The following is a 22855-nucleotide window of genomic DNA, read 5'->3' on the forward strand; positions in this document are numbered from 1 at the left end:
TGCCGGCGGGTACTATCCCGCGGCCCCGAATCCGGCCTAGAATTGTATGAACAATCAAAACAACAGGCGGAGGCAACGATGAAGGCAGTGCGGCTCGATGCGGTGGGAGAGCTTTTTCTGAAGGAGGTGGAAAGGCCGAAGCCCGGGCCGGGCGACCTGCTGGTGCGGGTCGAGGCCTCCGGCATTTGCGGCACGGACCGCCATCTGCTCAAGGGCGAGTTTCCCTCCAAGCCGCCGGTGACCCTGGGGCATGAATTCTGCGGCATCATCGAGGAAGTCGGCCCCGGCGTGCAGGGTTTTCGCACCGGCATGCGGGTGACCGGCGATCCCAACATCGTGTGCGGGCGCTGCGTGCACTGCCAGAACGGGCGGATCAATCTGTGCCGCAATCTCACCGCCATCGGCATTCACCGCGACGGCGGCCTGGCCGACTATGTTATCGTGCCGCAGCAGCAGGCTTATGAACTGCCGCTGTCCCTGAAGGCCAGCCATGGCGCCTTCTGCGAGCCGATTGCCTGCTGCCTGCACGGCATCGACATTGCCGATATCCAGCCGGGCTCCTCGGTGATCGTGCTCGGCGGCGGCGTGATCGGGCTGATCACGGTGCAACTGGCCAGGCTCGCCGGCGCGTCACGCGTGGTGCTGTCCACGCGCCAGGCGGTGAAGCGCGAGCTGGCCGAGCGCGTGGGCGCCACCGCCAGCATCGATCCCACCCGGGGCGATTTCATCGCCAACGTGACCGGCCCCGACGGCCTGCTACCCGGCGGAGCCGACGTGGTGATCGAATGCGCCGGCGTGGCCGAAACGGTGGAGCAATCCTTCCGGCTCGCCCGTCCCGGCGGCACCGTGGTGATCCTCGGCGTGATGGCGCAGGGCGAGAAGGTGGCGGTCGAGCCCTTCGACATCCTGTTCCGCGAGCTGAAGGTGTTCGGCTCCTTCATCAACCCCTTCACCCATCGGCGGGCGGCCGAGCTGGTGGCCAGCGGAGCCCTCAAGCTCGACGAGCTGATCTCGCGCGAGGTCAGGCTGGAGGAGGTGCCCGCCATCATTGCCAGGCCGGCCGGGCCGGGCGAGGTCAAGATCCTCTTCGTGCCCTGACAAGCCGCCGGACCGTAAACGTTTCGTGAACAAAATACTGGCGCGGGGCTGGCGACTCGGCCGGGAAGACCTATCTTGCAGGGCATGAAGGCTGGGAGCGTGCTCCCAGCCGCCCCGTATCCTGGCGAGATTGCATGCCCCGTAAACTGCCTTCCATCGACAAGACGCAGGCCCGGCGCATCTGGCTGAGGGCCCAGCGCCTCGACAGCCTGGCTCCCTTCGGCGACGGGCCGCAGGCGACTCCTGCGGCGACCGCGCATCTGGGCTATGTGCAGATCGACACCATCAACGTGATCGAGCGCAGCCACCATCACATCTTGTGGACGCGCATTCCCGACTATCGCCGCGACCATCTCGTCCAGGCGCAAAGCGCCGACAAGTCGGTGTTCGAATATTGGACGCATGCGCTGTCCTATATTCCCACCCAGGACCTGCGCTACTTCCTGCCCGACATGAAGGCCTATCTCGACCGGCCCAATGGCTGGTTCGAGAGCGTGTCGAAGGCCGATCTGCGCAAGGTCCTCAGCCTGATCCGCAAGGGTGGGGCTCTCTCCATTCGCGACATCGACGACGACGTGCTGGTGGAGAAGACCCATCCCTGGGCCAGCCGCAAGCCTTCGAAGAAGGCGCTGCAGCTGGCCTTCTATACCGGCGTGCTGACCATCAGCGCCCGCGTGGGCATGCTCAAGACCTATGAGCTGATGGAGCGCCATTTCGGCTGGGCTGAGCAGCGGGACCTCAAGCCCAAGCCGGCCACCGAGCGCCAGCGGCTCGACTACATCATCGACCGGGCGCTGCGCGCGCAGGGGCTGATCAGCCTCGATTCCATCTGCCATCTCGATGCCGGCCGCAAGGGTGCGGTGCGCGAGCGCCTCGAAAGCCGGGTGCGGCGCAAAGACCTGGTGGCCGTGGAGGTCGAGGGGGCCGGCAAGACCGAGCATTGGGCCAGCCCCGAAACGCTCGACGCCGTCGCCGCGGCGCCGCCGGCCGAGCTCGTGCATATCCTCTCGCCCTTCGACCCCCTGGTGATCCAGCGCAAGCGGTTAAAACTCTTCTTCGACTATGATCACCGCTTCGAGGCCTATGTGCCGAAGGAAAAACGGGTTTTCGGCTATTTCGCTCTGCCGGTGCTGGTGGGCGAAGAGGTGGTAGCGGCCATCGATCTCAAGACGGACCGCGCCGCCGGCAAGGTGCTGATCCAGCAATGGAACTGGGTGGGCGAGGGCGATGCCGCCGCCCACAAGCCCGCGATCGAGGAAGCGCTGGGACGGTTCGAGGCCTTCCAGCTGGCGGAGTGATGCCGGCACGTTATCGATGCTGATGGGCAGCATCCACTGTTGCCTAAAAGACATGTCATCCCGGGCGGGGTCGAAGACCCCGGGAAGGGGATCCAGGAGTTACAGGACGAAACTCATAGCCCCTGGATCCCCTTCCCACGGCCTTCGGCCGCGCCGGGGATGACGGGAGCACTTGTTTTCCAATTCTGGTCAGATCAACGAGTACTCGGACCGGATGCTCGTTCGTTCTGGTTTGCCGTGCCCTTTCACGGGCACGGCGTTACTGGTCGGCTATTTTGCGTCGGCGCGCAGCTTGTCGTTGCCGCGGTTCCCGTCGGGGATCTTGTGGTCGGGATCGAGGGTGGCCTGCACCACCTTCTTGCCGGGCTCCACGATGACGGTGGTCGAGGCTTGCCTGATCCAGCTTTCGGCGGGCAGACGATAGTCGCGATGGCTGCCGTCGGCGAAGTCGACCCGCAAGGTCACCGGCATGACCAGCTTGTCGTGGCTGCCGACGGTGATGGCCGTGCCCTTGGGCGCCTTGTCCTTGTTGTCCTTGTCCTTGTCGTCGGTCGCCGGCCCGATCTTGTCGATGGCGAGGTCGAGCGTCCAATTGTGGTCGTACCAGCCGCGCCACCACCAGGAGAGGTCCTCGCCGGTGCTGCTTTCCATCGCCCGGAAGAAATCGTCCGGCTTGGGATGCTTGAAGGCCCAGGCCGCGGTGAACTGGCGGAAGGCCGCGTCGAAGCGCTCCGGCCCGAGGATCTGCTCGCGCAGCAGCACGAGGCCGAGCGCGGATTTGAAATAGGTCACCGGGTGGCGGTATTTCTCGATCACGGTGTCGGCCCGCGAGAGGATCGGCGGCGCGTCGCGGTCCTTCAATACCTCGATGATCTCGTCGACGGGATTGCCACCGCCCGGCGCATATTCGACATCGCGTTTGGGCGCATATTCGCCATGGTTGAAATCGTCCGACTCATAGACGTCGATGAAGGTGTTGAAGCCTTCGTCCATCCAGGCGTCGCGCCGCTCGTCGAAACCGACGACCATCGGAAACCAGGTGTGGCCGATCTCATGGGCGGTAACCCAGAACAGGTCCTTGGTCTTGTCGCCAATGCCGTCGAAAAGCAGGCCGGGATATTCCATGCCGGCGAGATCGTCGGGGCCGGCGATATTGACAGCGACCGGCCAGGGATAGGGATACCAGCGGGCCGAAAAGCGTTCGACCGCGTCCTTGAGATATTCGGTCGAACGGCCCCAGCGCTCGCTGCCCTGGCTTTCAGCCGGGTAGAAGGACATGGCGAGCGCCGACTTGCCGCCCGGTAGGTTGATGCGCGCCGCGTCCCAGGCAAAGGCGACCGAGGCTGCGAAAACCACGTCGCGGCTGTTCTGCATGCGATAGTGCCAGGTCAGCGTGCCGTCCTTCTTCGGGCGTGACTTGGGATCATCGATTTCCGGGACGCTGCGGATGGTCACGGTCTTGTCGCTGGCGCGGGCCTTCTTGAGCCGACTTTGCTGCTCGGATGTCAGCACCTCCTGCGGGTTTGCCAATTCACCCGAGCCCGCCACCAGCATGGTGCTCGGTGCCGTTACCCAATAGTCGAAATTGCCATAGTCGAGATAAAACTCCTGGGCTAGGTAGGGCAGCGTGTCCCAGCCGCGGATGTCGTCATAGACGGCCATGCGCGGATACCATTGCGCGATCTCGTAGACGGGCCCGGCCTTGGCCTTGCCCCAGCCCATGCGCCCGCCCCATTCGCCGGGAATGGCGAAGTGATAGCGGATGTGGAGCTTGACCTGCCCGCCCTTGGCGGCCAGCGGCATCGGCAGGGCGATGCGCAGGCGTGTGTCGCTGACGGTATAGGAAACGGGTGCTGCCTTGCCGCCGCCGATCGCGACGCTGTCGAGCACGAAGCCGTCCGTGGTGCCCTCGCGCGCCTTGCCGTTGGCGTAACCGCTGCGGCTGTCGGTCTTGTAGATGTTCTGGTCGAGTTGCAGCCAGAGCTCGGTCAGCCGGTCGGGGCTGTTGTTGGTATAGGTGATGACCTCATCGCCGCTGATGGCAGGCTGATCAGGCTGGAGCGTGGCATGGATCTGATAATCGGCCTTGTTCTGCCAATATTGAGGACCGGGCAGGCCATTGGCCGAGCGATAGGCGTTGACGGCCTGCGCCGGCGGGCGCGGCGCAAAGGTTTCCCGGGGCTGATACTGTGCCAGGGCCGGCGTCGCAGCCAGACAAAGGAATGCAATCGGAAAAAGATGCGCGGGCCGCCGCCTATGATGCAAGAATCGTTGGTATATTTCTGCCGTATTCATGGAAATACCTGCTGTCGATGGACTGTCCCCTCCATCCCAATCGGATATCCCCGCTCACTTCTTAGAGCATGAACGCTGTCCTCGCCATGATTTGTACGACCGATGCAACAAATTGATGCCGGCGGCGGGACGACTGCCCGGTCCCGACATCTTGCCGGGTGTCGTCGACATGAATAGGATGGGTGCGTCGATCGGATGTTACATGTGCGACGTCCCGGCACAGGGAGGCGCGGCGTGAGCGAAGCGGGGACAAGGAAGCCGGCTCGGTCCGAAAAGCAGGCGCCGCGGCTGTCCGTCGGCTTCATCCTGGCGCGTCACTTCACCCTGAACGCCTTTGCCAATTTCGTCGACGTGCTGCGCCTGGCGGCAGATGAAGGCGACCGCAGCCGGCCGATCCGCTTCGAATGGAGCGTGCTGTCCGACACCATGAGCCCGATCGCCTCCAGCAGCGGCGTGGTGGTCGCGCCCAGCGAGAGGCTGGGGGACCCCGGCAAGTTCGACTATATCGTGGTGGTGGGCGGGTTGATCGACGAGGTCCCGAAACTCAGCCCCGCCTATTCGCGCTATCTCCAGCGGGCGGCGGCGGCCAGGGTGCCGCTCGTCGGCGTGTGCACCGGCGCCTTCATCCTGCACCATGCCGGGCTGATGGAGGGCTATCGCTGCTGCGTGAGCTGGTTCCACCACACCGATTTCCTGGAGCAGTTCGACGGTCTCCAGCCGGTGTCCGACCAGATCTTCATCGTCGATCGCGACCGCCTCACCTGTCCGGGCGGCGCCAGCGCGGCCCATCTGGCGGCCTTCCTGGTCGAGCGGCATTTGGGCAAGGCCGCCGCGACCAAGAGCCTGCACATCATGATGATCAACGGGGCGGAGGTCGGCGAGGCGCCGCAGCCGAGCCCGACGCTCGATTTCAACACCTCCGATCCCTTCGTCAGGAAGGCGCTGCTGCTGGTGCAGCAAAGCCTGGATGCGCCGCTCTCCGTCGGCCAGATCGCCCGGCATCTGGGCATCACCAAGCGCCGGCTCGAGCGCCATTTCGAGAGCGCGCTCGCCACCTCGCCGCGCGCGGCCTTCATGGAGATGCGGCTGTCGCTCGCCCGGCATATGGTCGAGACCTCCAACAAATCCTTCGCCAAGATCGCCATGGAGTGCGGCTTCTCGGATTCCGCCCATTTCAGCCGGCGGTTCCGTCAGCGCTTCACGACAACGCCGAGCGAATTCCGCAAGGAATGGCAAATTAATTCGGGGACAGTTTACTAATTTAACGCGACCGATCATGATCGGCGCATGGCCCGTATCGCCCGTCTGGTCGTTCCCGGTTTTGCCCATCATGTCACGCAGCGGGGCAATCGCCGCGAGCGGGTGTTCTTCTGCGACGAGGATTACCGGGCCTATCTCGATCTCCTGAAGATCTATGCCCCGAAATCGGGCACGCGGCTGATCGCCTGGTGCCTGATGCCCAATCACGTTCATCTGCTCGCCATTCCCACCGAACCGGACGGGCTCAGGGCCATGCTGGGCGAGACGCATCGGCGTTACACCGCGCGCATCAACACGCGCCAGCAATGGACCGGGCATCTGTGGCAGGGACGCTTCGGTTCCGTGGTCATGGACGAGACGCACCTGGCCCATGCGGTCCGCTATGTCTGCCTCAACCCCGTCCGCGCGCGCCTGGTCGAGCGGGCGCAGGACTGGCCCTGGTCGAGCGCGCGGGTCCATCTCGACGGCCGCGACGACGGGCTGACCGATCTCGGCCCCGTGCGCGAACGTTTCCCCGATATCGCCGGCCTCCTGCAGGCCGGGGAGGACGAGAGGGCGGCGAACGCCCTGCGTCTGGCGGAGACGTCGGGCCGGCCGCTCGGCGGCGGCGCCTGGATCGAACAGCTGGAGGCCGTGACCGGCCGTGTCCTCAGGCCGCAGAAGCGGGGCAGGAAGAGCAAGCTGGACGAAGGGGACCGGTCGACATCGCGGTGAAATGAACGGAAAATCGGAGACAGTTTACTAATGACGTAGCTTCGCTTGATCCGTACGTGGACTCATCGTTGAAATTAGTAAACTGTCCCTGAATTAATTTAATTTGCTCCTCGCTCACGGCACCAGGTCAGTGTCCTTGACCGATTCCATCACCACGAAGGTCGAGGTGTTGGCGACATGGGGCAGGCTCGAGATGCGTTCGCCGAGCACCTGGCGATAGCGGCGGATATTGGCGGTGCGCACCTTGAGGAGATAGTCGTAGGAGCTTGCGATCATATGGCATTCCTCGACTTCCGGGATCTTGAACACCGCCGCGTTGAAGGCCTTCAGCGCGGCCTCGCGCGTGTCCGAAAGCTTCACTTCCGTATAGGCGATATGGTCGAGGCCCATCTTGCTGGAGTCGAGAATGGCGCGGAAGCCGCGGATGTAACCCTCGTCGACAAGGCGCTTCAGCCGCTGATGGCACGGTGTCTTGGAAAGCCCAATCTTTTCAGACAGTTCGGTGATGGAGATGCGGCCGTTTTCGACCAGCGCATCGATGATCTTGCGGTCGTAACCGTCCAGATTTCCTGTTTCTGTCGTTTTTGCCATCCAAAAGTCCTGGATATCGATGAATCAAAAGTGATATTGTCTACAAAGGCGCATAATCTTGGCAAAAATGCAAGAATGGGGCGTGCTATGTGATCGCCACGACGCGAGGTATCATCGCCGATCCGGCCCAATGGCACCTGACGTTTCCCCAGAGCGAGACAGCCATGACGACATCTGCCGCACTCAGCCAAGGTTCCTTGCAAAATCCCCAGCCTGCCCCCAGGCCCTTCGCCGATTTTGCGCCGCCGATCCGGCCGCAGACGCCGCTGCGCCAGGCCATCACGGCGGCCTATCGCCGTTCCGAGGAGGAATGCGTGGCGGCGCTCCTGGAGCAGGCCAACCTGCCGGCGGGTGTCAAGGAGGCGATCAGCGCCACCGGCCGCAAGCTGATCGAGGCGCTGCGTTCCAAGCGCCGGGGCGGCGGTGTTGAGGCGCTGGTGCATGAATATTCGCTCTCCAGCCAGGAAGGCGTGGCGCTGATGTGCCTCGCCGAGGCCTTGCTGCGCATTCCCGACATGGCGACGCGAGACGCCCTGATCCGCGACAAGATCGCCGATGGCGATTGGCGCTCCCATGTCGGCGGCGGGCGCTCGCTCTTCGTCAACGCCGCGACCTGGGGCCTGGTGGTTACAGGCAAACTCTCGAACACCGTCAATGACCGCGGCCTGTCGGCGGCGCTGACCCGGCTGATCGCCCGTTGCGGCGAGCCGGTGATCCGCCGCGGCGTCGACATGGCGATGCGCATGATGGGCGAGCAGTTCGTCACCGGCGAGACCATCGCGGAAGCGCTGAAACGCGCCCGGCCGCTGGAGGAGAGGGGCTTTCGCTATTCCTACGACATGCTGGGCGAGGCGGCGACCACCGCTGCCGATGCGACGCGCTACTACAAGGACTATGAGACCGCCATCCACGCCATCGGCCGCGCTTCGGCAGGCCGCGGCATCTATGACGGGCCCGGCATCTCCATCAAGCTCTCGGCGCTGCATCCGCGCTATGTGCGCGCCCAGGCCGAGCGGGTGATGGCGGAATTGCTGCCCAAGGTGAAGGCGCTGGCCGCCATCGCTAAGCAATACGACATCGGCCTCAACATCGACGCCGAGGAGGCCGACCGGCTCGAACTCTCGCTCGACCTCCTGGAGAGCCTGTGCGAGGACCCCGATCTCAAGGGCTGGGACGGCATCGGCTTCGTGGTCCAGGCCTATGGCAAGCGTTGCCCGTTCGTGCTCGATTTCATCATCGACCTGGCGCGCCGCACCGGGCACCGCATCATGGTGCGCCTGGTCAAGGGCGCCTATTGGGATGCCGAGATCAAGCGGGCGCAGGTCGACGGCCTGCCCGACTTTCCGGTCTTCACCCGCAAGGTGCACACCGACGTTTCCTATATCGCCTGCGCGCGCAAGCTGCTGGAGGCCACCGACGCCGTCTTCCCGCAATTTGCCACGCACAATGCCCAGTCGCTCGCCACCATCTATCAACTCGCCGGCGCCGACTTCAAAACTGGCCAATACGAGTTCCAATGCCTGCACGGCATGGGCGAGCCGCTCTATGACGAGGTGGTCGGGGCGCACAAGCTGCGCCGGCCGGCCCGCATTTATGCCCCCGTCGGCACGCATGAGACGCTGCTTGCCTATCTCGTGCGCCGTCTCCTGGAAAACGGGGCGAATTCCTCTTTCGTCAATCGCATCGGCGACCCCAATGTTTCGGTCGACGAACTGATCGCCGATCCGGCCGAGGTGATCAGCGCGATGGCGGTGGTCGGGGCGCGCCACGACCAGATTTCCCTGCCCGCCCAGCTCTATGACGAGCGTGCCAATTCCGCCGGGCTCGACCTTTCCAACGAGACGACGCTTGCCGAGATCGGCGCAATCCTCAAGGAGAGCGCCGGCCGGGCCTGGACGTCCGTGCCGCAGCTTGCTGGCGCTCGCAGTGCCGGAGAAAGCCGGCCCGTGCTCAATCCCGGCGACCATGAGGATGTCGTCGGTGAGGTGACCGAGGCCACCGAGGCCGATGTCGCCACGGCGATGGCGAACGCGCAAAAGGCGATGCAGGGCTGGTCCCGCTGGACACCGGGCGAGCGCGCGACCGCATTGGAGCGCGCCGCCGACATCATGCAGAGCGAGATGCCGGTGCTGCTCGGCCTGATCATGCGCGAGGCGGGCAAGTCGATGCCGAACGCCATCGCCGAGGTGCGCGAGGCCATCGACTTCCTGCGCTATTACGCCGACCAGGCCCGCCTTACGCTGGGCGTCGCCCACAAGCCGCTCGGGCCGGTCGTCTGTATCAGCCCGTGGAATTTCCCGCTGGCGATCTTCTCCGGCCAGGTTGCCGCCGCTTTGGTGGCGGGCAATGCCGTGCTCGCCAAGCCGGCGGAGGAAACGCCATTGATCGCCGCCCAGGCCGTGCGCATCCTGCACGAGGCCGGTGTCCCGGCCGATGCCCTGCAGCTCCTGCCGGGCGACGGCCGGGTCGGCGCGGCACTCGTCGCCGCGCCGGAGACCTCTGGCGTGATGTTCACCGGCTCGACCGAGGTGGCGCGCCTGATCCAGGCCCAGCTCGCCACGCGCCTCGGCTCCCATGGCAAGCCGATCCCGCTGATCGCCGAGACCGGCGGCCAGAACGCCATGATCGTCGATTCATCGGCCCTGGCCGAGCAGGTGGTCGCGGATGTGATCGCCTCTGCCTTCGATAGCGCCGGGCAGCGCTGTTCGGCCCTGCGCGTGCTCTGCCTGCAGGAGGATGTCGCCGACCGCACCCTCACCATGCTCAAGGGCGCGCTGAAGGAGCTCAGCATCGGTTCAACCGACAGCCTGAAGGTCGATATCGGCCCCGTCATCACCGCCGAGGCCAAGGCCACCATCGAGGGCCATGTCGAGGCCATGCGCGGCCGCGGCCGCAAGGTGGAGCAGGTGGCGCTGGGCGAAGCGACGCAGGCCGGTACCTTCGTGGCGCCCACCATCATCGAGATCAACGAGCTGGCCGATCTCACGCGCGAGGTCTTCGGGCCGGTACTGCATGTGGTGCGCTACAAGCGCGACGATCTGGAACGCCTGATCGATGCGATCAACGCGACCGGCTATGGCCTGACCTTCGGCCTGCACACCCGCCTCGACGAGACCATCGCCCATGTCACCAGCCTGGTGAAAACAGGCAATGTCTACATCAACCGCAACACCATCGGCGCGGTCGTCGGCGTGCAGCCCTTCGGCGGGCGCGGCCTGTCGGGCACCGGTCCCAAGGCGGGCGGGCCCCTCTATCTCGGGCGCCTGGTCGACACCCCGCCAATCCCCCCGCGGCACAGCTCGGTCCATACCGATCCGGTGCTGACCGACTTCGCCAAATGGCTGGGACAGCGCGGCATGAACAATCTGGCCCAGGATGCGCGCGAAATCGGCGGCGACTCCGCCCTCGGCCTGGAGATCGAGCTGACCGGCCCGGTCGGCGAGCGCAACCTCTACGCCCTGCATCCGCGCGGCCAGATCCTGCTGGTGCCGCAGACCGAGATCGGCCTGCACCGGCAGCTCACGGCGGCGCTCGCGACCGGCAACAGCGTGGTGATCGATATGGCTTCCGGGCTGCAACCCGTGCTCAAGACCCTGCCGGCCAGCGTGGCGGTGCGGGTGAGCTGGAGCAAGGACTGGAGGAAGTCGGGCCCGTTCGCCGGTGCCCTGGTCGAGGGAAACCCGGATGAGATCCAGGAGGCGAGCAAGGCCATCGCCGCCTTGCCGGGGCCGCTCGTCCTGGTGCAAGCGGCCTCCTCGCAGGAACTCGCGGCGAAGGCGGACGCCTATTGCCTCAACTGGCTCCTGGAGGAAGTTTCCACCTCGATCAACACCACGGCCGCCGGCGGCAATGCCAGCCTGATGACGATTGGGTAGGGGACAGGCAGATGCTCGCCTTACCGTGCCCGAACGAACATCGCCTTGTTCCCCCGGAAACCTCTATCCCCAGCCGAGCTTGAAACTTCGCTCCATGGCGATTGTCTTGTCGCCGCGCGCCGATATCTTGGCGCCTGCGCCGATCCCATGAATCGGCAGCAGTGGAGACGACAATGACGGATGGACGGCGGGCTGTGGCGAATACCGGGAAAGGCCGGACTTTCCTCGCGGCATCTTTGGCGAGCGCGTTGATGCTGGGCGCCCCGGCGGCCATGGCTGCGGCGATGGGCATGGGGGACGAGCCGCCCTCCACCAGCAGCGAGGTCAAGGGCGTGGCATTCCGCCTTCTGACCACCCTGCCGCGTGCCCCCCGGGCGGTGGAAGGAGCAGACGAGTGCAGCCAGCTGGTTGTCAAGCCTGCCTCTGAAGCCGGCCGTGTCGTGGCGGAGCGCGGCTGGGCCGTGACGGGCGAGGCCAAGCTGGGGACCTCCCTGCGCGCCGTCAGCTTCGCCGGTGGGTTCGAGCCGGGCACCAGCGGTACCTGCCTGGTCAATGACGGCAATGTCGGTGTCTTCGACGGCGGCAAGCTGGTTGCCCTGCTCTATGCCGAAAAAGGCTCCAAGCAGTCGCTGGGCCGCGTCCAGGCTCTCGAAGGGGGCGGGGTGCGTGTCATCGACGGCGATTATCTCGCCACACCGATCGGCGATATCCGCTCGATCGACGACTACAAGTTCGAGTTCAACCCGGTGGCGGCCAGTGACGGCGTCTGCGGCGGCCGTGCCAAGGTGCCCAACATCAACAACATGCCGATCGACAAGGCGCGCGCCGCGCTGAAGGCGAATGGCTGGGAGCCGGTGCCTTCAAGCGAGCAGGATCGCACCGACAGCCGCGTCGCCGAACTCGTCAAGCTCGGCGTGATCGAGGCGGAGGCCTGCTCGGGCACCGGCCTCGGCTATTGCAGCTACAATTATCGCGGCGAGGCGGGCACCCTGTCGGTCACCACGGCGGGTGACAACGACTACCCCTCGGTGTCGGACTATGACGTGAAGTGCAATTGAGGCTTCGGCCGGCGCAAGCAGATTTGAACTCACGCGACCATTGTCATTGCCGGGCTTGACCCGGCAATCCAGCTCTTTTCTCGCCATTGCGCAGGGCACTGCGGTGGATGCCCGGGTCAAGCCCGGGCATGACAAAGCTCAGCGCCGCCCTTCATGGACGGGTCCTCACACCGTCGGGTCGACCCAGCCGAAGGGCGGTTCGAAGCCGGCCATGGTCGACGGGCCCCAGGTACCGGGTTGGTAGGGGGTAACGGGCACGACATTGCCGATGACGGGATCGAAGATGCGCCAGGCGATTTCGGCGGCATCCTGCCGGGTGAACAGGGCGTTGTCGCCCTCCATGGCGTCGCCGATCAGTCGCTCATAGGGGGCGAGGTCACCGGTGCCGTCATCGACGGCGACGAGTTCGACCGGCTCGCCCACCAGGTTCTCGCCGGGCGCCTTGATACGCGAGCCGAGTCCGATGGTGATCTGCGGATTGATGCGGAAGCGAAGCTCGTTGGAGGGCCCTTGCAACCGTTCGGCGAACACGTCGTGCGGCGGCTTCCTGAAGCGGACCACCACCTCGGTGCAGCGCACCGGCAGGTTCTTGCCGGCGCGGATATAGAAGGGCACGTCGGCCCAGCGCCAGCTGTCGACGAACATCCTCACCGCCGCGAAGGTCTCCACGGTGGAATTCGGTGCCACGCCGGGCTCGTCGTGATAGCCGACGAACTGGCCGCGCACCACGTCCTGCGGCGTCAGCGTGCGGATCGCCTTGAAGATCTTGACCTTCTCCTCGATCAGATCGTCCTCGAGCCGGCCGGCCGGCGGCTCCATGGCGAGCAGGATCAGCACGTTGACGAGATGGTTCTGGATCACGTCTCTGATGGTACCGACCTCGTCATAGAACTTGCCGCGGCCCTGCACGCCGAAGTTCTCGGCCATGGTGATCTGGATGCTCTCGACGAAATTGCGGTTCCAGACCGGCTCGAGGAAGGCGTTGGCGAAGCGGAAATAGAGCAGGTTCTGGATGGCTTCCTTGCCGACATAGTGGTCGATGCGGAAGATGGCGCTCTCGTCGAAGAAGCGATGCAGGACGGCGTTGAGTTCCTTGGCGGAAGCCTCGTCATGCCCGAAGGGCTTTTCCACCATCAGCCTGGCATTGGCGGCACAGCCCGATTGCTGCAGGCCTTCAGCCACCGTTTCGAACAGGCTCGGCGGGATCGCCAGATAGTGCAGGGGGCGGCTGGCCTGGCCTAGGGCCGCCTTCAGCTTGGCGAAAGTCTCGGGGCTGCGGTAATCGCCGCTGACATAGCCGAGAAGATCGGAAAACCTGGCGAATACGCTCTCGTCGAAGGCATCGCCATAGGCCTTCACCGTGCTCTCGCGGGCCCGGGCGCGCAGCTTCTCCACGTCCCAGGGATCGAAGGCGACGCCGATCACCGGGACGGAGAGGGCGTTGCGTCGGACCATGGCATACAGGGCAGGAAAGATCTGCTTGAAGGCGAGATCACCCGTGGCGCCGAAGAGAACGAAAGCGTCGGAATGCGGTGCCGGCATGATGTCTTCCCGAATTGAACTGCCACCCAGCGAAACTACCAGTTGGTAAAACGGAAGAGGCCTGATGGGAAGTCGGAAAGACGTTACGTCAGCGCAGCAGGCGACGGACACCGGCAGGATGGACCTTTTGTCCGCCAGCGCCCCTATAGCCGCATGCCCATATAGATGCTTGCCGGTCGTGCGATCTCCCGAAAACCCAGTTTCTCGTAGAAGCCGATCACCTTGGCGTTGCCGGCGCTGACGCCGAGATGCAGGCCCGGCACGCCTTTGGCTCTGAGAGCCGCGAGTTCGGTCTCGACCAGGCGGCGGCCCCAGCCGCTGCTTTGGAACGGCGGCAGCAGATTGATGTGGAGATGGGCCGGATAGTCGGCGATCATGGCAGGATCCTTCCGCTCGGGGCGGCGGATCAGCGACAGGGCTCGTTCGTCACTGGCCTTGCTGGGCGTCAGGTCAGCAACCTCGAGGCGCACCTGCGGCCACCATTCGCTGTCCAGTCGGTCGGCGAAGGCGGTGGTGTCTGGCGCGGCCACGACATAGCCCACGGCTCTGCTACCGGCGTCGAGGACGAAGGCGAAATCGGGTGCCAGGGCCTGGTAGGGTACGGCCCAAATGAAGCCCGGCAGGCGCGGCTCGGAATAGAGATGGCCGGCATCGGAGCCGTTGTCGGCCGTGCGCAGGCAGATTTCAAAAAGGGCGGGGCGGTCGGCCTCGGTGGCGGGGCGGATGACGGCGGTGTCGGCCAAGGAGGAACTCCGTGCGGAACCGGCGGGGAGGGGAGGTATGGGAAGAGGCTCCTGGCCGGCCATTCAGCCACTATCGTCTTACCAATACGCAATTGCAACTTGCCAACGGCCTGCTTCCCCGTGATGGTAGCGCCAACCAAGAATGGGGCGCGGCCGTTCGTACATCCAATTCGGACAGGCGACCAGCGTCCAGCATAGCGCAACGCAGAGGGGGACCACCGATGTTGCGGACTGGGACGTCTTCTTTGAGAACCAATGCTCTATTGCGCCGGCTTCTGCCGCCGCTGGCAGTTGCCGCCCTGTGGTGGGGAGGCACCATTCAGGGCGCCGGTGCGCAGACTCTGACGGTCTGGGACGACAATGCGCTGCCTTCCCAGGCCAAGGTCATCACCGATATCAACGCCAAGTTCGAGGCGGCGCATCCGGGTGTGAAGATCGCCCGCACGGCGCGAACCTTCGATGATCTCGCCATGACCCTGAAACTGACGCTCTCCACGGGCGAGGGGCCCGCGGTGACCAAGGCCAATCAAGGCGCCCAGGAGATGGGCGCCATGGTCAAGCAGAAGCTGCTGCTGCCTATCGATGACTACATCAAGAAATATGGCTGGGACAAGAAACAGTCGGACAGCGTGCTGGCGCGCGACCGCTGGTCCGAGAAGGGTGAGTTCGGCACCGGCCCGACCTATGGCATTTCGGCCCTCGGCGAGTTGGTGGGCCTCTATTACAACGCCAAGGTGCTGAAGGAGGCCGGTATCGACAAGCCACCGGCCACGCTGGACGAACTGGCCAAGGACGTCGAGACCTTGAAGGCCAAAGGGGCCGTGCCCTTCACCATCGGCCTGACCAAGGGCCACATGTCGCTCCATATGTACGCTGCCTTGTCGCAGGCCATGATCGGCGCTGCCGATCGCAAGGGGCTCGATGACCTCGTCTATGGCCGGGGCGGCAGCTGGAATACGCCGAGCTATATCGCCGCTGCCAAGCAGATCCAGGATTGGGCCAATGGCGGCGCCTTCAACGATGGCTATCAGGGCATTGCCGATGACGATGCCGTGCAGCTCTTCGTGGGCGGGCAGGGCGCCTTCCAGGTCACCGGGACCTGGCGTTTGGGCGACATGCAGGCCAATCCCGACATCCATTTCATGGCGCTGCCGCCCGCGGCCGGCGTGAAGGACCCGCTGGTGGTCGGCGGGGTGGAGCTTGCCTGGGCCATCACGGCGCTCGCCAAGGACAAGGCGACGCAGGATCTTGCCGGCGACTATATCAACTATCTCCTGTCCGACGATGCCGCGGCGGCCTGGGCGGCGGCGGGCTACCTGCCTGTCGCGGCGCTGGAGAAACCCGACAAGGTGCAGATCCCGGCCCTGCTCGGCGAGACCATCAAGGTGTGGAACACGGTCAACGCCGCCAATGCCCTCGGCCATTATCCGGATTGGGCCAGCCCTACCATGCTGAAGACGCTCTCCGATGGCCTGACTCGGGTGATTGCCAAGGAGGATACACCCGAAGTGTTCGTCGCTGCGGTCGACAAGGACTATCAGGGCTATATTGCGAGCCTGAAGAAATAGGGAACGGAAGGCATCTTCACGCATTGGCCTTGCCGGATGAGGCGCGGCAAACCTTCTCCCCTTGCGGGAGAAGGTGGCCTCGCGAAGCGAGGTCGGATGAGGGGTGCAAAAGCGTACTTTCCAAAGGTTGCGTATCTCTCCTCATCCGCCCCTTCGGGGCACCTTCTCCCGCAAGGGGAGAAGGCTTCTCGTCCATCTTAGGATCGGATCCGAGACAGCCTCATGCTCGATGCCTCCAAATACCGCAATCTTCTCTATGTGTTGCCGTCGCTCCTGATCTATGGCGCTTTCGTTCTGGTGCCGATCCTCAGCTCCATCGTCCTTGGTTTTACGGCCTGGGACGGTATCAGCGCGCCACGTTTCGTCGGCTTGGAAAACTATATTGCGCTGTTTTCCGACCCGGTGTTCACCATCGCGCTCAAGAACAATCTCCTGCTGCTGGTCTTCTACGTGGCCTTGCCTTTGCTGCTGGGCCTGGTGATGGCGGCCATCGTCACTTCGATCCGAAGCAGTGAGCAACTCGTTCTCCGCACGCTCTATTTCATGCCTTATGTGATGCCCACGGCCGTACTCGGCATTATCTGGCGCTGGCTCTACAATCCCGCCTTCGGACCGCTCAACCAGGTCCTGAAGGCGATCGGCCTCAAATCGCTTGCTCTGCCCTGGCTCGGCAGCTTCACCTTTGCCCTGCCGGCCGTCGGCTTCGTCGCCACCTGGTATTATGCAGGGTTCTGCATGGCCATCTTCATGGCGGGCCTCGCGCGTATCGAGCCCTCGCTCTACGATGCCGCCAAGGTCGACGGCGCCACGCCGATCCAGTCCTTCCGCCACATCAGCGTGCCTTCGCTGCTGCCGGAAATGCGCATCGTGCTGCTCCTGACCGTGATCGCCTCGATCAAGAGCTTCGATCTCGTCTTCACCATGACGCGTGGCGGCCCCGCCAATGCAACCCTGGTGCCCAACCTCTACATGTATCAGCTCGGTTTCGATCTCGGGCGCTACGGCTATGCCTCGGCGGTGGCGGTGATCGGGGCGATTCTGATCTTTGTGGTGAATGCCGTCATCCATCGCTTCATGCCAGAGCGGGGAGGGGATCGCTGATGGCCGCCTCACCACGCCGCGCCGCCTCCATGCTGCCGCTACGGGCCTTGCTCTGGCTGTTTGCCCTGCTGACGGTCTCGCCTTTTGCGCTGCTGCTGCTGACTTCGCTCAAAAGCCAGAAGGACCTTCTGGCCGGCGCTTTCGTCCTGCCCCAGCAGCCGCATTTCGAGAATTTCGTGCGGGCCTGGGTAGACGGGCATTTCGGCACCTATTTCCTCAATTCCGTGCTGGTGGTGGTGCCCGTGGTCGCCATTGCCGTCATGCTCGGCATTCTCTCGGGCTTTGCCTTCGCCTTCCTCACATTGCCGCTCAAGCGCACGCTCTTCGTGATGCTGACGATCGGCATGATGGTGCCGACCGAGGCCTTCATCATTCCCTTGTTCTACGAGTTCCACTGGCTCGGCTTGCTCAATACCTATTGGGCGCTGATCCTGCCGCAGATCGGCATGTCGATCCCTTTCGCGACCCTGTTCATGGCGAGCACCATGCGGCAATTGCCGACCGAGCTCGTCGACGCCGCGGTGATCGACGGCGCGACGCGATTGCAGGTGCTGCGCCATGTCATCCTGCCCTTGATGAAGCCGGCGATGTCGACGCTCGCACTTTTCCTGTTCATCTGGACCTGGAACGAATTCCTGATCCCGTTGATCCTGGTCAACAACGATGCCGTGCGCACGCTGCCGATCGGCATGCTGTTCTTCCAGGGCAAATATATCGTCGACATCCCGACCCTGACGGCGGGCGCGGTGATCATCGTGGCGCCGATCATCGTGGTCTATCTGATCTTCCAGCGAAATTTCATCCAGGGCCTCACGGCCGGAGCGGTCAAGTGAGGTGCCTCCAGGCTGTGGGGGAACGTCCGTTGCCACCAAGGATGTGTTCAATCGTCCGCGGAAGCCCTGTAGGAATTGTCTGAACAGTCATGGAGCGGAAACGATGAAGGTCGGCATTATCGGGCTCGGTTATCGCATGGGCTATCTCGCCCGCATCTTCAGCCTGATGGTGCCGGGCTTCACCGTGGTCGGCTATGTCGACCCGGCGCCGGCGGGCCTCGGCTACATGAAGGAGCATGGCATCGAGGCGGGACGCGTCCATGACAGCCCCGAGGCCTTGCTCACCGCCGAAAAACTCGACCTCCTGATGGTCGGCTCGCCCAATGCAATGCATCTCGGCCATATCCAGGCGGGACTCGAGCATGGCGTGAAAGTCTTTGCCGAAAAGCCGGTGGTGACCTCGCAGGAGGACACCTTCAAGCTGCTTGAACTCCTGCGCATCCATGGCACCGACAGCGTGATGGTCGGCCTGGTGCTGCGCTATGCCTCGCTCTACCGCGATCTCACCCGCATGCGGGACGAGGGGATCCTGGGCGACATCGTCTCGATCGAGGCGTCCGAGCATCTGGCACCCTATCACGGCGCCTTCTTCATGCGCGACTGGCGGCGCTACCAGCATTATTCTGGCGGCTTCATGCTGGAAAAATGCTGCCACGACATCGATCTCTACCAGGGCCTGGTCGGCTCGCGTCCGGTCCGGGTGGCGAGCTTCGGCGGCCGCCGCACCTTCCTGCCAGGCAATGCCCCCACGGCCGTCGGCATCAACGACATGGAGGTCTATCACCGCAAGCCGAGCGGCTGGCTGAGCACGGACAAGGTGTTCGATTCCGATGCCGACATCATCGATTTCCAGGTGGCGATCGTTGAGTTCGAGAACGGCGTTGCCCTCAATTTCCACACCAATATCAACGTGCCCGACCAGTTCCGGCGTTTCTGCGTGATCGGCTCCAAGGGCATGGCGGAAGGCGATTTCGTGCGCAACTACTTCCGGGTGCACGATGCGCGCACCTCGCAGAAACTGATCGACAAGAGCTATGAGGTGACCGAGCTTTCCGCTCATTACGGCGCCGACGAGCAGATGGCCGCCGATATCGGCAAGCATCTGATCGACGGCGCGCCGCTGCCGGTCTCGGTGGTGGACGCGCTCGCGGCGGGCCTGACCGCCATCAAGATGGACGAGGCTCGCGCCAGCCGCGCCGTGCTCGACCTCACCGACAGCTGGCGCCGCTTCGATGAGGCGCTGACGGGCGCGTAGCGCCCTATAGCTCCACCACGCGGTTCGGCAACTGGTTCCGCGGTTGGCTCTCGGGCGGAAAATGCTGCGCCAGCAGGTTTCCGCATTGGCCGATGGCGGTGACCAGGCCCTCGGCGAGACGCCCGGCCGCAGCAGCCTCGGTCAGGCCGGCGATGGTGTCGTCCCAGACCTGCTGCTCGACCTTGGCGTCGATACCATCATCGGCGATGAGCACGGCCTGCCGCTCGGCCATGGCGATGAACAGCAGAAGGCCGGTGCGATCGGCTGTCTGCTGCAGGCCCTGGGCCAGGAACTGGCTGCGGGCTGCAAGCATCACCTTGTGCCGGCGCATGGGCGGCGGTGCGAACCAGAGCCGCACACGCTGTGGCCAACTCAGGGCCGTCACCACCGCAAAAACGGCGATCTGGATCAGGCTGACAGTGAGCAATCCCCTTCTGAGGGAGGACGCCATGTCGGCCTGGCTGAAATTGCCGCTGCTCCAGTCCGCGCCGAACAGTGAGACGTGCAGCAGCCCGGGCGCCAGCAGGCCGATCAGCACCGGCGTGAGCAACACCGCGACCGCGCCCAAGGTCACCGGAATCCAGCGATAGCTCGCCACGGCATGGCTGACGACGCAGTAGATCTCGCCCGACGTTTTCGCTTCCGCCGCGCTTATGGCCGCTGCGATGTGCCGATGATCGTCCTGCGTCAGCACCCGGGTCATCTCACCAGCTCCCACTCGAACCGCCGCCGCCGAAGGAACCGCCTCCGCCGGAAAAGCCGCCGCCGGACGATCCTCCCCCACCGCCCCAACTCGAGCCACCACCCCAGCCCGACGAGGTCGGGATGAAGACGGGACCGGAGCCGCGCCGCCTGGCGCCCGGTCCTCGCGGGCCGCCGCGCGAGGAATCGATCCAGCCCGAGGCGATCACGAAGATGAAGAACAGGATGAAGAGAATCACGAAGACGGTCTGCGGGTCGAAACCCTCGTCGCTGCGGGCGCCATCCCTGGCGCGCTGCTTCCATTCGCTCTCATTGTTGAGCAGCACGTCCTCGATGGCGGCGACACCGGCCTTGATGCCGGCTGGCATGTCCCCAGCCTTGAATTTGGGCAGGATCGCCTGCTGGATCACCACGCTGGAGAGTGCGTCGGTCAGGGTGCCTTCCAGCCCGTAGCCGACTTCGATGCGTACCTTGCGCTCGTTGGGGGCGACGATCAGCAGCACGCCATTGCTGAGCTTGCCTTGGCCGATGCCCCAATGACGGCCGAGCTGATAACCGTAATCGGCGATCTCCAGGCCTTCCAGGCTCTTAAGGGTGACGACGACGAGCTGGTCGCTCGATTTGTCCTCCAGAGCCTTCAGGGACTGGTCGAGGCTGGTGCGTTCGCCGGCCGGAATGATGCCTGCCTGGTCGACCACGCGATCCGTCAGTGCGGGAAAGTCGATCGCGAAGGCGGAGGAGAGGAAGAAAAGCAGCAAGGCGAGCGCAGCAAACAGCGATGTGCCGATCTTCTCGGCTCCACCGAGAGATGGAGCGAGACCGGCTTGTCCTGCAACGCATGTCGGTCTGACGACCGGCACAACGAAGAACGCGCGATCGCTCATGCCGATCCCGGCCTCAGTTGAAGTTGACCTTCGGGGCCGCCTGGTTTTCCGGCGCCGCGCTGAAGGTCTCCATCGGCTTGGTGCCGCTATAGAAGATCGCCTTGTAGATGCTTTGGGGGAAAGTGCGCAGGTCTGTGTTGAAGACCCGGACCGCCTCGATATAGTCCTTGCGCGCCACGGCAATGCGGTTCTCGGTGCCTTCGAGCTGCGACTGCAGCGACAGGAAGTTCTGGTTCGACTTCAGGTCCGGATAGGCTTCGCGCAAGGCGATCAGACGGCCGAGGGCGCCGGACAGGCCCTGCTGGGCTTCCTGGAACTGCTTGAATTTCTCGGGATCGGTGATGGTGCTGGCGTCGATCTTCACGCTGGTTGCCTTGGCGCGGGCTTCGACCACCTCGGTCAGGACCTTTTCTTCCTGCTTGGCATAGCCCTTCACGGTTTCCACCAGGTTGGGCACCAGGTCGGCGCGGCGCTGATACTGGTTCTGCACCTCGCTCCAGGCAGCCTTGGCCTTCTCCTCGTCGGTCGGAATGGTGTTGATGCCGCCGCTGACCACCAGGCCGACGACCACCACGATAACGGCAAGGATCGCAAGAATTCGTGCCAATCCCGACATGCAAGGCCCCCTTTGTCGCGCCGGCGATGAGCCGGCCATCATGTCCTTATATCCACGCGGCCGGCGGGGGCAAAGCATCCCGAAGAACAGCCCACAGCCCCGTATGTCGTTGTCACGGCGCGATAACGCCCGCCATTGCATGACAACAGGCGGAACGTTCGGCACGACGGCAGGCAGGGGGAGGTCATGAGATCCTATGTCATTCTGCGTCGACCCAAGGCGGCTCCGCCCGGTCGGATGGGGCTGGAGAGGCTCGAGCCCAAGCCGCCGGAAATCACGGTCGAGAACCTGCCGGACCATGCCCTGCGCGAGCTGGAGGCCGATCCCGACACCTCCTATGCCGAGAACATGCCGACGGCGCTGATAGAACCCCTCGACAGCCCTGCGCCGGCGGCGGCCGAGGCTGGCGCAAGCTGGGGGATTGCGGCCGTCGGCGCCGATACCAGCCCGTTTAGCGGCGCCGGGGTCACGGTTGCCGTGCTCGATACCGGCATCGAGGCGGCCCACCCGGCCTTTGCCGGCGTGGCGCTGGTCGAGAAGGATTTCACCGGCATCGGCAATGGCGACGTCAAGGGCCATGGCACCCATTGCGCCGGCACCATTTTCGGCCGCGACGTCGGCGGCCGGCGTATCGGCATCGCGCGCGGTGTCGGCAAGGCCCTGATCGGCAAGGTGCTCCGCGATGACGGCAAGGGTGATTCCGGCATGATCTTCGAAGCCCTGCAATGGGCGTTGACGGAGAAGGCCGACATCGTCTCGATGTCGCTCGGCTTCGATTTCCCGGGGCTGGTGAAGCGCCTGATTTCGGAGGGCTGGGACATCGAGCCGGCCACCTCGATGGCATTGGTGGGCTATCGCAGCAATCTGCGCATGCTCGACACTATCATGGCGATGCTCAAGGCCCATGGCGCCCTCGGCACCTCGCCGCTGGTGGTGGCGGCGGCGGGCAATGAGAGCAAGCGGGCCGCGGCGATACCTTATCGCATCGCCGCATCCCTGCCGGCTGCGGCCGATGGCGTGATTGCGGTGGCCGCGATCGGGCGGGACGCCGACACCTACAAGGTGGCGGCCTTTTCCAACATGCTGGCCGCGGTGGCGGCGCCCGGGGTCGACATCACCTCGGCCTGGCCAGGTGGCGGCCTTCACACCATCAGCGGCACCAGCATGGCCTGCCCGCATGTCTCGGGCGTGGCTGCCTTGTGGTGGCAGGCGCTCGAGCAGAAGGGCATCAGCGGCAGCGCCGCCAGCGTCGGCGCCCGCATTCTCGCCAGCGCCCGCAGGACCGTGTTCGCCGCTGATGTCCCCGAGGTCGATATTGGCCAGGGCATGGTTACGGCACCGGAATGAGATGTTCGGAAGTCGATTGTGATAGTCGGGCTTGACCCGGCTATCACAAAGGTCGTGCGAACTCGAAGACGCCTA

18 protein-coding genes are annotated in these 22855 nt (G+C 64.5%); 11 read left to right on the plus strand and 7 right to left on the minus strand.

Annotated features, from left to right (window positions below; all coding sequences use genetic code 11):
* The first annotated feature begins 78 nt into the window (after nucleotides 1–78).
* Nucleotides 79–1098 (plus strand): zinc-dependent alcohol dehydrogenase family protein, encoded by a 1020-nt coding sequence (locus QM672_RS02800; protein WP_311943232.1) that lies wholly within the window; start codon nucleotides 79–81, stop codon nucleotides 1096–1098.
* 134 nt (nucleotides 1099–1232) lie between these two features.
* Complete coding sequence (locus tag QM672_RS02805) at nucleotides 1233–2396, plus strand: winged helix-turn-helix domain-containing protein (RefSeq protein WP_415080555.1); 1164 nt, start codon at nucleotides 1233–1235, stop codon at nucleotides 2394–2396.
* Nucleotides 2397–2666: 270 nt separating this feature from the next.
* Here the strand turns inward: QM672_RS02805 and QM672_RS02810 are convergent, their stop codons facing one another.
* The gene (locus QM672_RS02810; protein ID WP_415080556.1) at nucleotides 2667–4661 is read right to left on the minus strand and encodes a M1 family metallopeptidase; all 1995 of its coding nucleotides are present in this window, start codon (nucleotides 4659–4661) and stop codon (nucleotides 2667–2669) included.
* 264 nt (nucleotides 4662–4925) lie between these two features.
* Between QM672_RS02810 and QM672_RS02815 the strand changes: the two genes are divergently transcribed.
* Together QM672_RS02815 and QM672_RS02820 are read left to right on the plus strand one after the other, a co-directional pair.
* On the plus strand, nucleotides 4926–5951 hold the full coding sequence (locus QM672_RS02815) for a GlxA family transcriptional regulator (RefSeq protein WP_415080557.1): 1026 nt from the start codon (nucleotides 4926–4928) through the stop codon (nucleotides 5949–5951).
* Nucleotides 5952–5978: 27 nt separating this feature from the next.
* The gene (locus tag QM672_RS02820) at nucleotides 5979–6665 is read left to right on the plus strand and encodes an REP-associated tyrosine transposase (RefSeq protein WP_415080558.1); all 687 of its coding nucleotides are present in this window, start codon (nucleotides 5979–5981) and stop codon (nucleotides 6663–6665) included.
* Between the two features lie 114 nt (nucleotides 6666–6779).
* On the opposite strand, the gene QM672_RS02825 is transcribed toward QM672_RS02820, so the two are convergent.
* Entirely contained in the window at nucleotides 6780–7256 is a 477-nt protein-coding gene (locus QM672_RS02825) for an Lrp/AsnC family transcriptional regulator (protein ID WP_311943222.1), read from the minus strand.
* A 164-nt stretch (nucleotides 7257–7420) separates the two neighbouring features.
* On the opposite strand from QM672_RS02825, the gene putA reads away from it, so the two are divergent.
* Entirely contained in the window at nucleotides 7421–11131 is a 3711-nt protein-coding gene (gene putA, locus QM672_RS02830) for a trifunctional transcriptional regulator/proline dehydrogenase/L-glutamate gamma-semialdehyde dehydrogenase (RefSeq protein ID WP_415080559.1), read from the plus strand.
* Between the two features lie 251 nt (nucleotides 11132–11382).
* On the plus strand, nucleotides 11383–12189 hold the full coding sequence (locus QM672_RS02835; RefSeq protein WP_311943218.1) for a hypothetical protein: 807 nt from the start codon (nucleotides 11383–11385) through the stop codon (nucleotides 12187–12189).
* Nucleotides 12190–12354: 165 nt separating this feature from the next.
* Here QM672_RS02835 and zwf read toward each other — a convergent pair whose 3' ends face one another.
* Together zwf and QM672_RS02845 are read right to left on the minus strand one after the other, a co-directional pair.
* Nucleotides 12355–13731 (minus strand): glucose-6-phosphate dehydrogenase, encoded by a 1377-nt coding sequence (zwf, locus tag QM672_RS02840; protein ID WP_311943216.1) that lies wholly within the window; start codon nucleotides 13729–13731, stop codon nucleotides 12355–12357.
* A gap of 143 nt (nucleotides 13732–13874) precedes the next feature.
* Nucleotides 13875–14474: a GNAT family N-acetyltransferase gene (locus QM672_RS02845; RefSeq protein WP_311943214.1), complete on the minus strand. Its 600-nt coding sequence runs from the start codon at nucleotides 14472–14474 to the stop codon at nucleotides 13875–13877.
* Nucleotides 14475–14695: 221 nt separating this feature from the next.
* On the opposite strand from QM672_RS02845, the gene QM672_RS02850 reads away from it, so the two are divergent.
* From QM672_RS02850 to QM672_RS02865, 4 genes are all read left to right on the plus strand, one after another.
* Nucleotides 14696–16042 (plus strand): extracellular solute-binding protein, encoded by a 1347-nt coding sequence (locus QM672_RS02850; RefSeq protein ID WP_394311794.1) that lies wholly within the window; start codon nucleotides 14696–14698, stop codon nucleotides 16040–16042.
* Between the two features lie 222 nt (nucleotides 16043–16264).
* Entirely contained in the window at nucleotides 16265–17143 is an 879-nt protein-coding gene (locus QM672_RS02855) for a carbohydrate ABC transporter permease (protein WP_311943209.1), read from the plus strand.
* Nucleotides 17143–17976 (plus strand): carbohydrate ABC transporter permease, encoded by an 834-nt coding sequence (locus QM672_RS02860; protein ID WP_367627052.1) that lies wholly within the window; start codon nucleotides 17143–17145, stop codon nucleotides 17974–17976. The genes QM672_RS02855 and QM672_RS02860 overlap by 1 nt, the downstream gene beginning before the upstream one ends.
* Nucleotides 17977–18079: 103 nt before the next feature.
* A complete protein-coding gene (locus QM672_RS02865; RefSeq protein WP_367627053.1) occupies nucleotides 18080–19231 on the plus strand; it encodes a Gfo/Idh/MocA family protein in 1152 nt (383 codons plus the stop codon).
* A 4-nt stretch (nucleotides 19232–19235) separates the two neighbouring features.
* Here QM672_RS02865 and QM672_RS02870 read toward each other — a convergent pair whose 3' ends face one another.
* From QM672_RS02870 to QM672_RS02880, 3 genes are read right to left on the minus strand one after another with little or no spacing between them, the layout of a single operon-like run.
* On the minus strand, nucleotides 19236–19934 hold the full coding sequence (locus QM672_RS02870; protein ID WP_415080560.1) for a TPM domain-containing protein: 699 nt from the start codon (nucleotides 19932–19934) through the stop codon (nucleotides 19236–19238).
* Between the two features lies 1 nt (nucleotide 19935).
* A complete protein-coding gene (locus tag QM672_RS02875) occupies nucleotides 19936–20817 on the minus strand; it encodes a TPM domain-containing protein (RefSeq protein WP_415080561.1) in 882 nt (293 codons plus the stop codon).
* 13 nt (nucleotides 20818–20830) lie between these two features.
* A complete protein-coding gene (locus QM672_RS02880) occupies nucleotides 20831–21433 on the minus strand; it encodes a LemA family protein (protein ID WP_209431827.1) in 603 nt (200 codons plus the stop codon).
* A gap of 186 nt (nucleotides 21434–21619) precedes the next feature.
* Here QM672_RS02880 and QM672_RS02885 point away from each other — a divergent pair, with 186 nt between their 5' ends.
* Nucleotides 21620–22780 (plus strand): S8 family peptidase, encoded by a 1161-nt coding sequence (locus QM672_RS02885; protein ID WP_415080562.1) that lies wholly within the window; start codon nucleotides 21620–21622, stop codon nucleotides 22778–22780.
* The last annotated feature ends 75 nt before the right edge of the window (nucleotides 22781–22855 follow it).

Source organism: Labrys sp. (in: a-proteobacteria) (assembly GCF_047605565.1).
GTDB lineage: Bacteria > Pseudomonadota > Alphaproteobacteria > Rhizobiales > Labraceae > Labrys > Labrys neptuniae.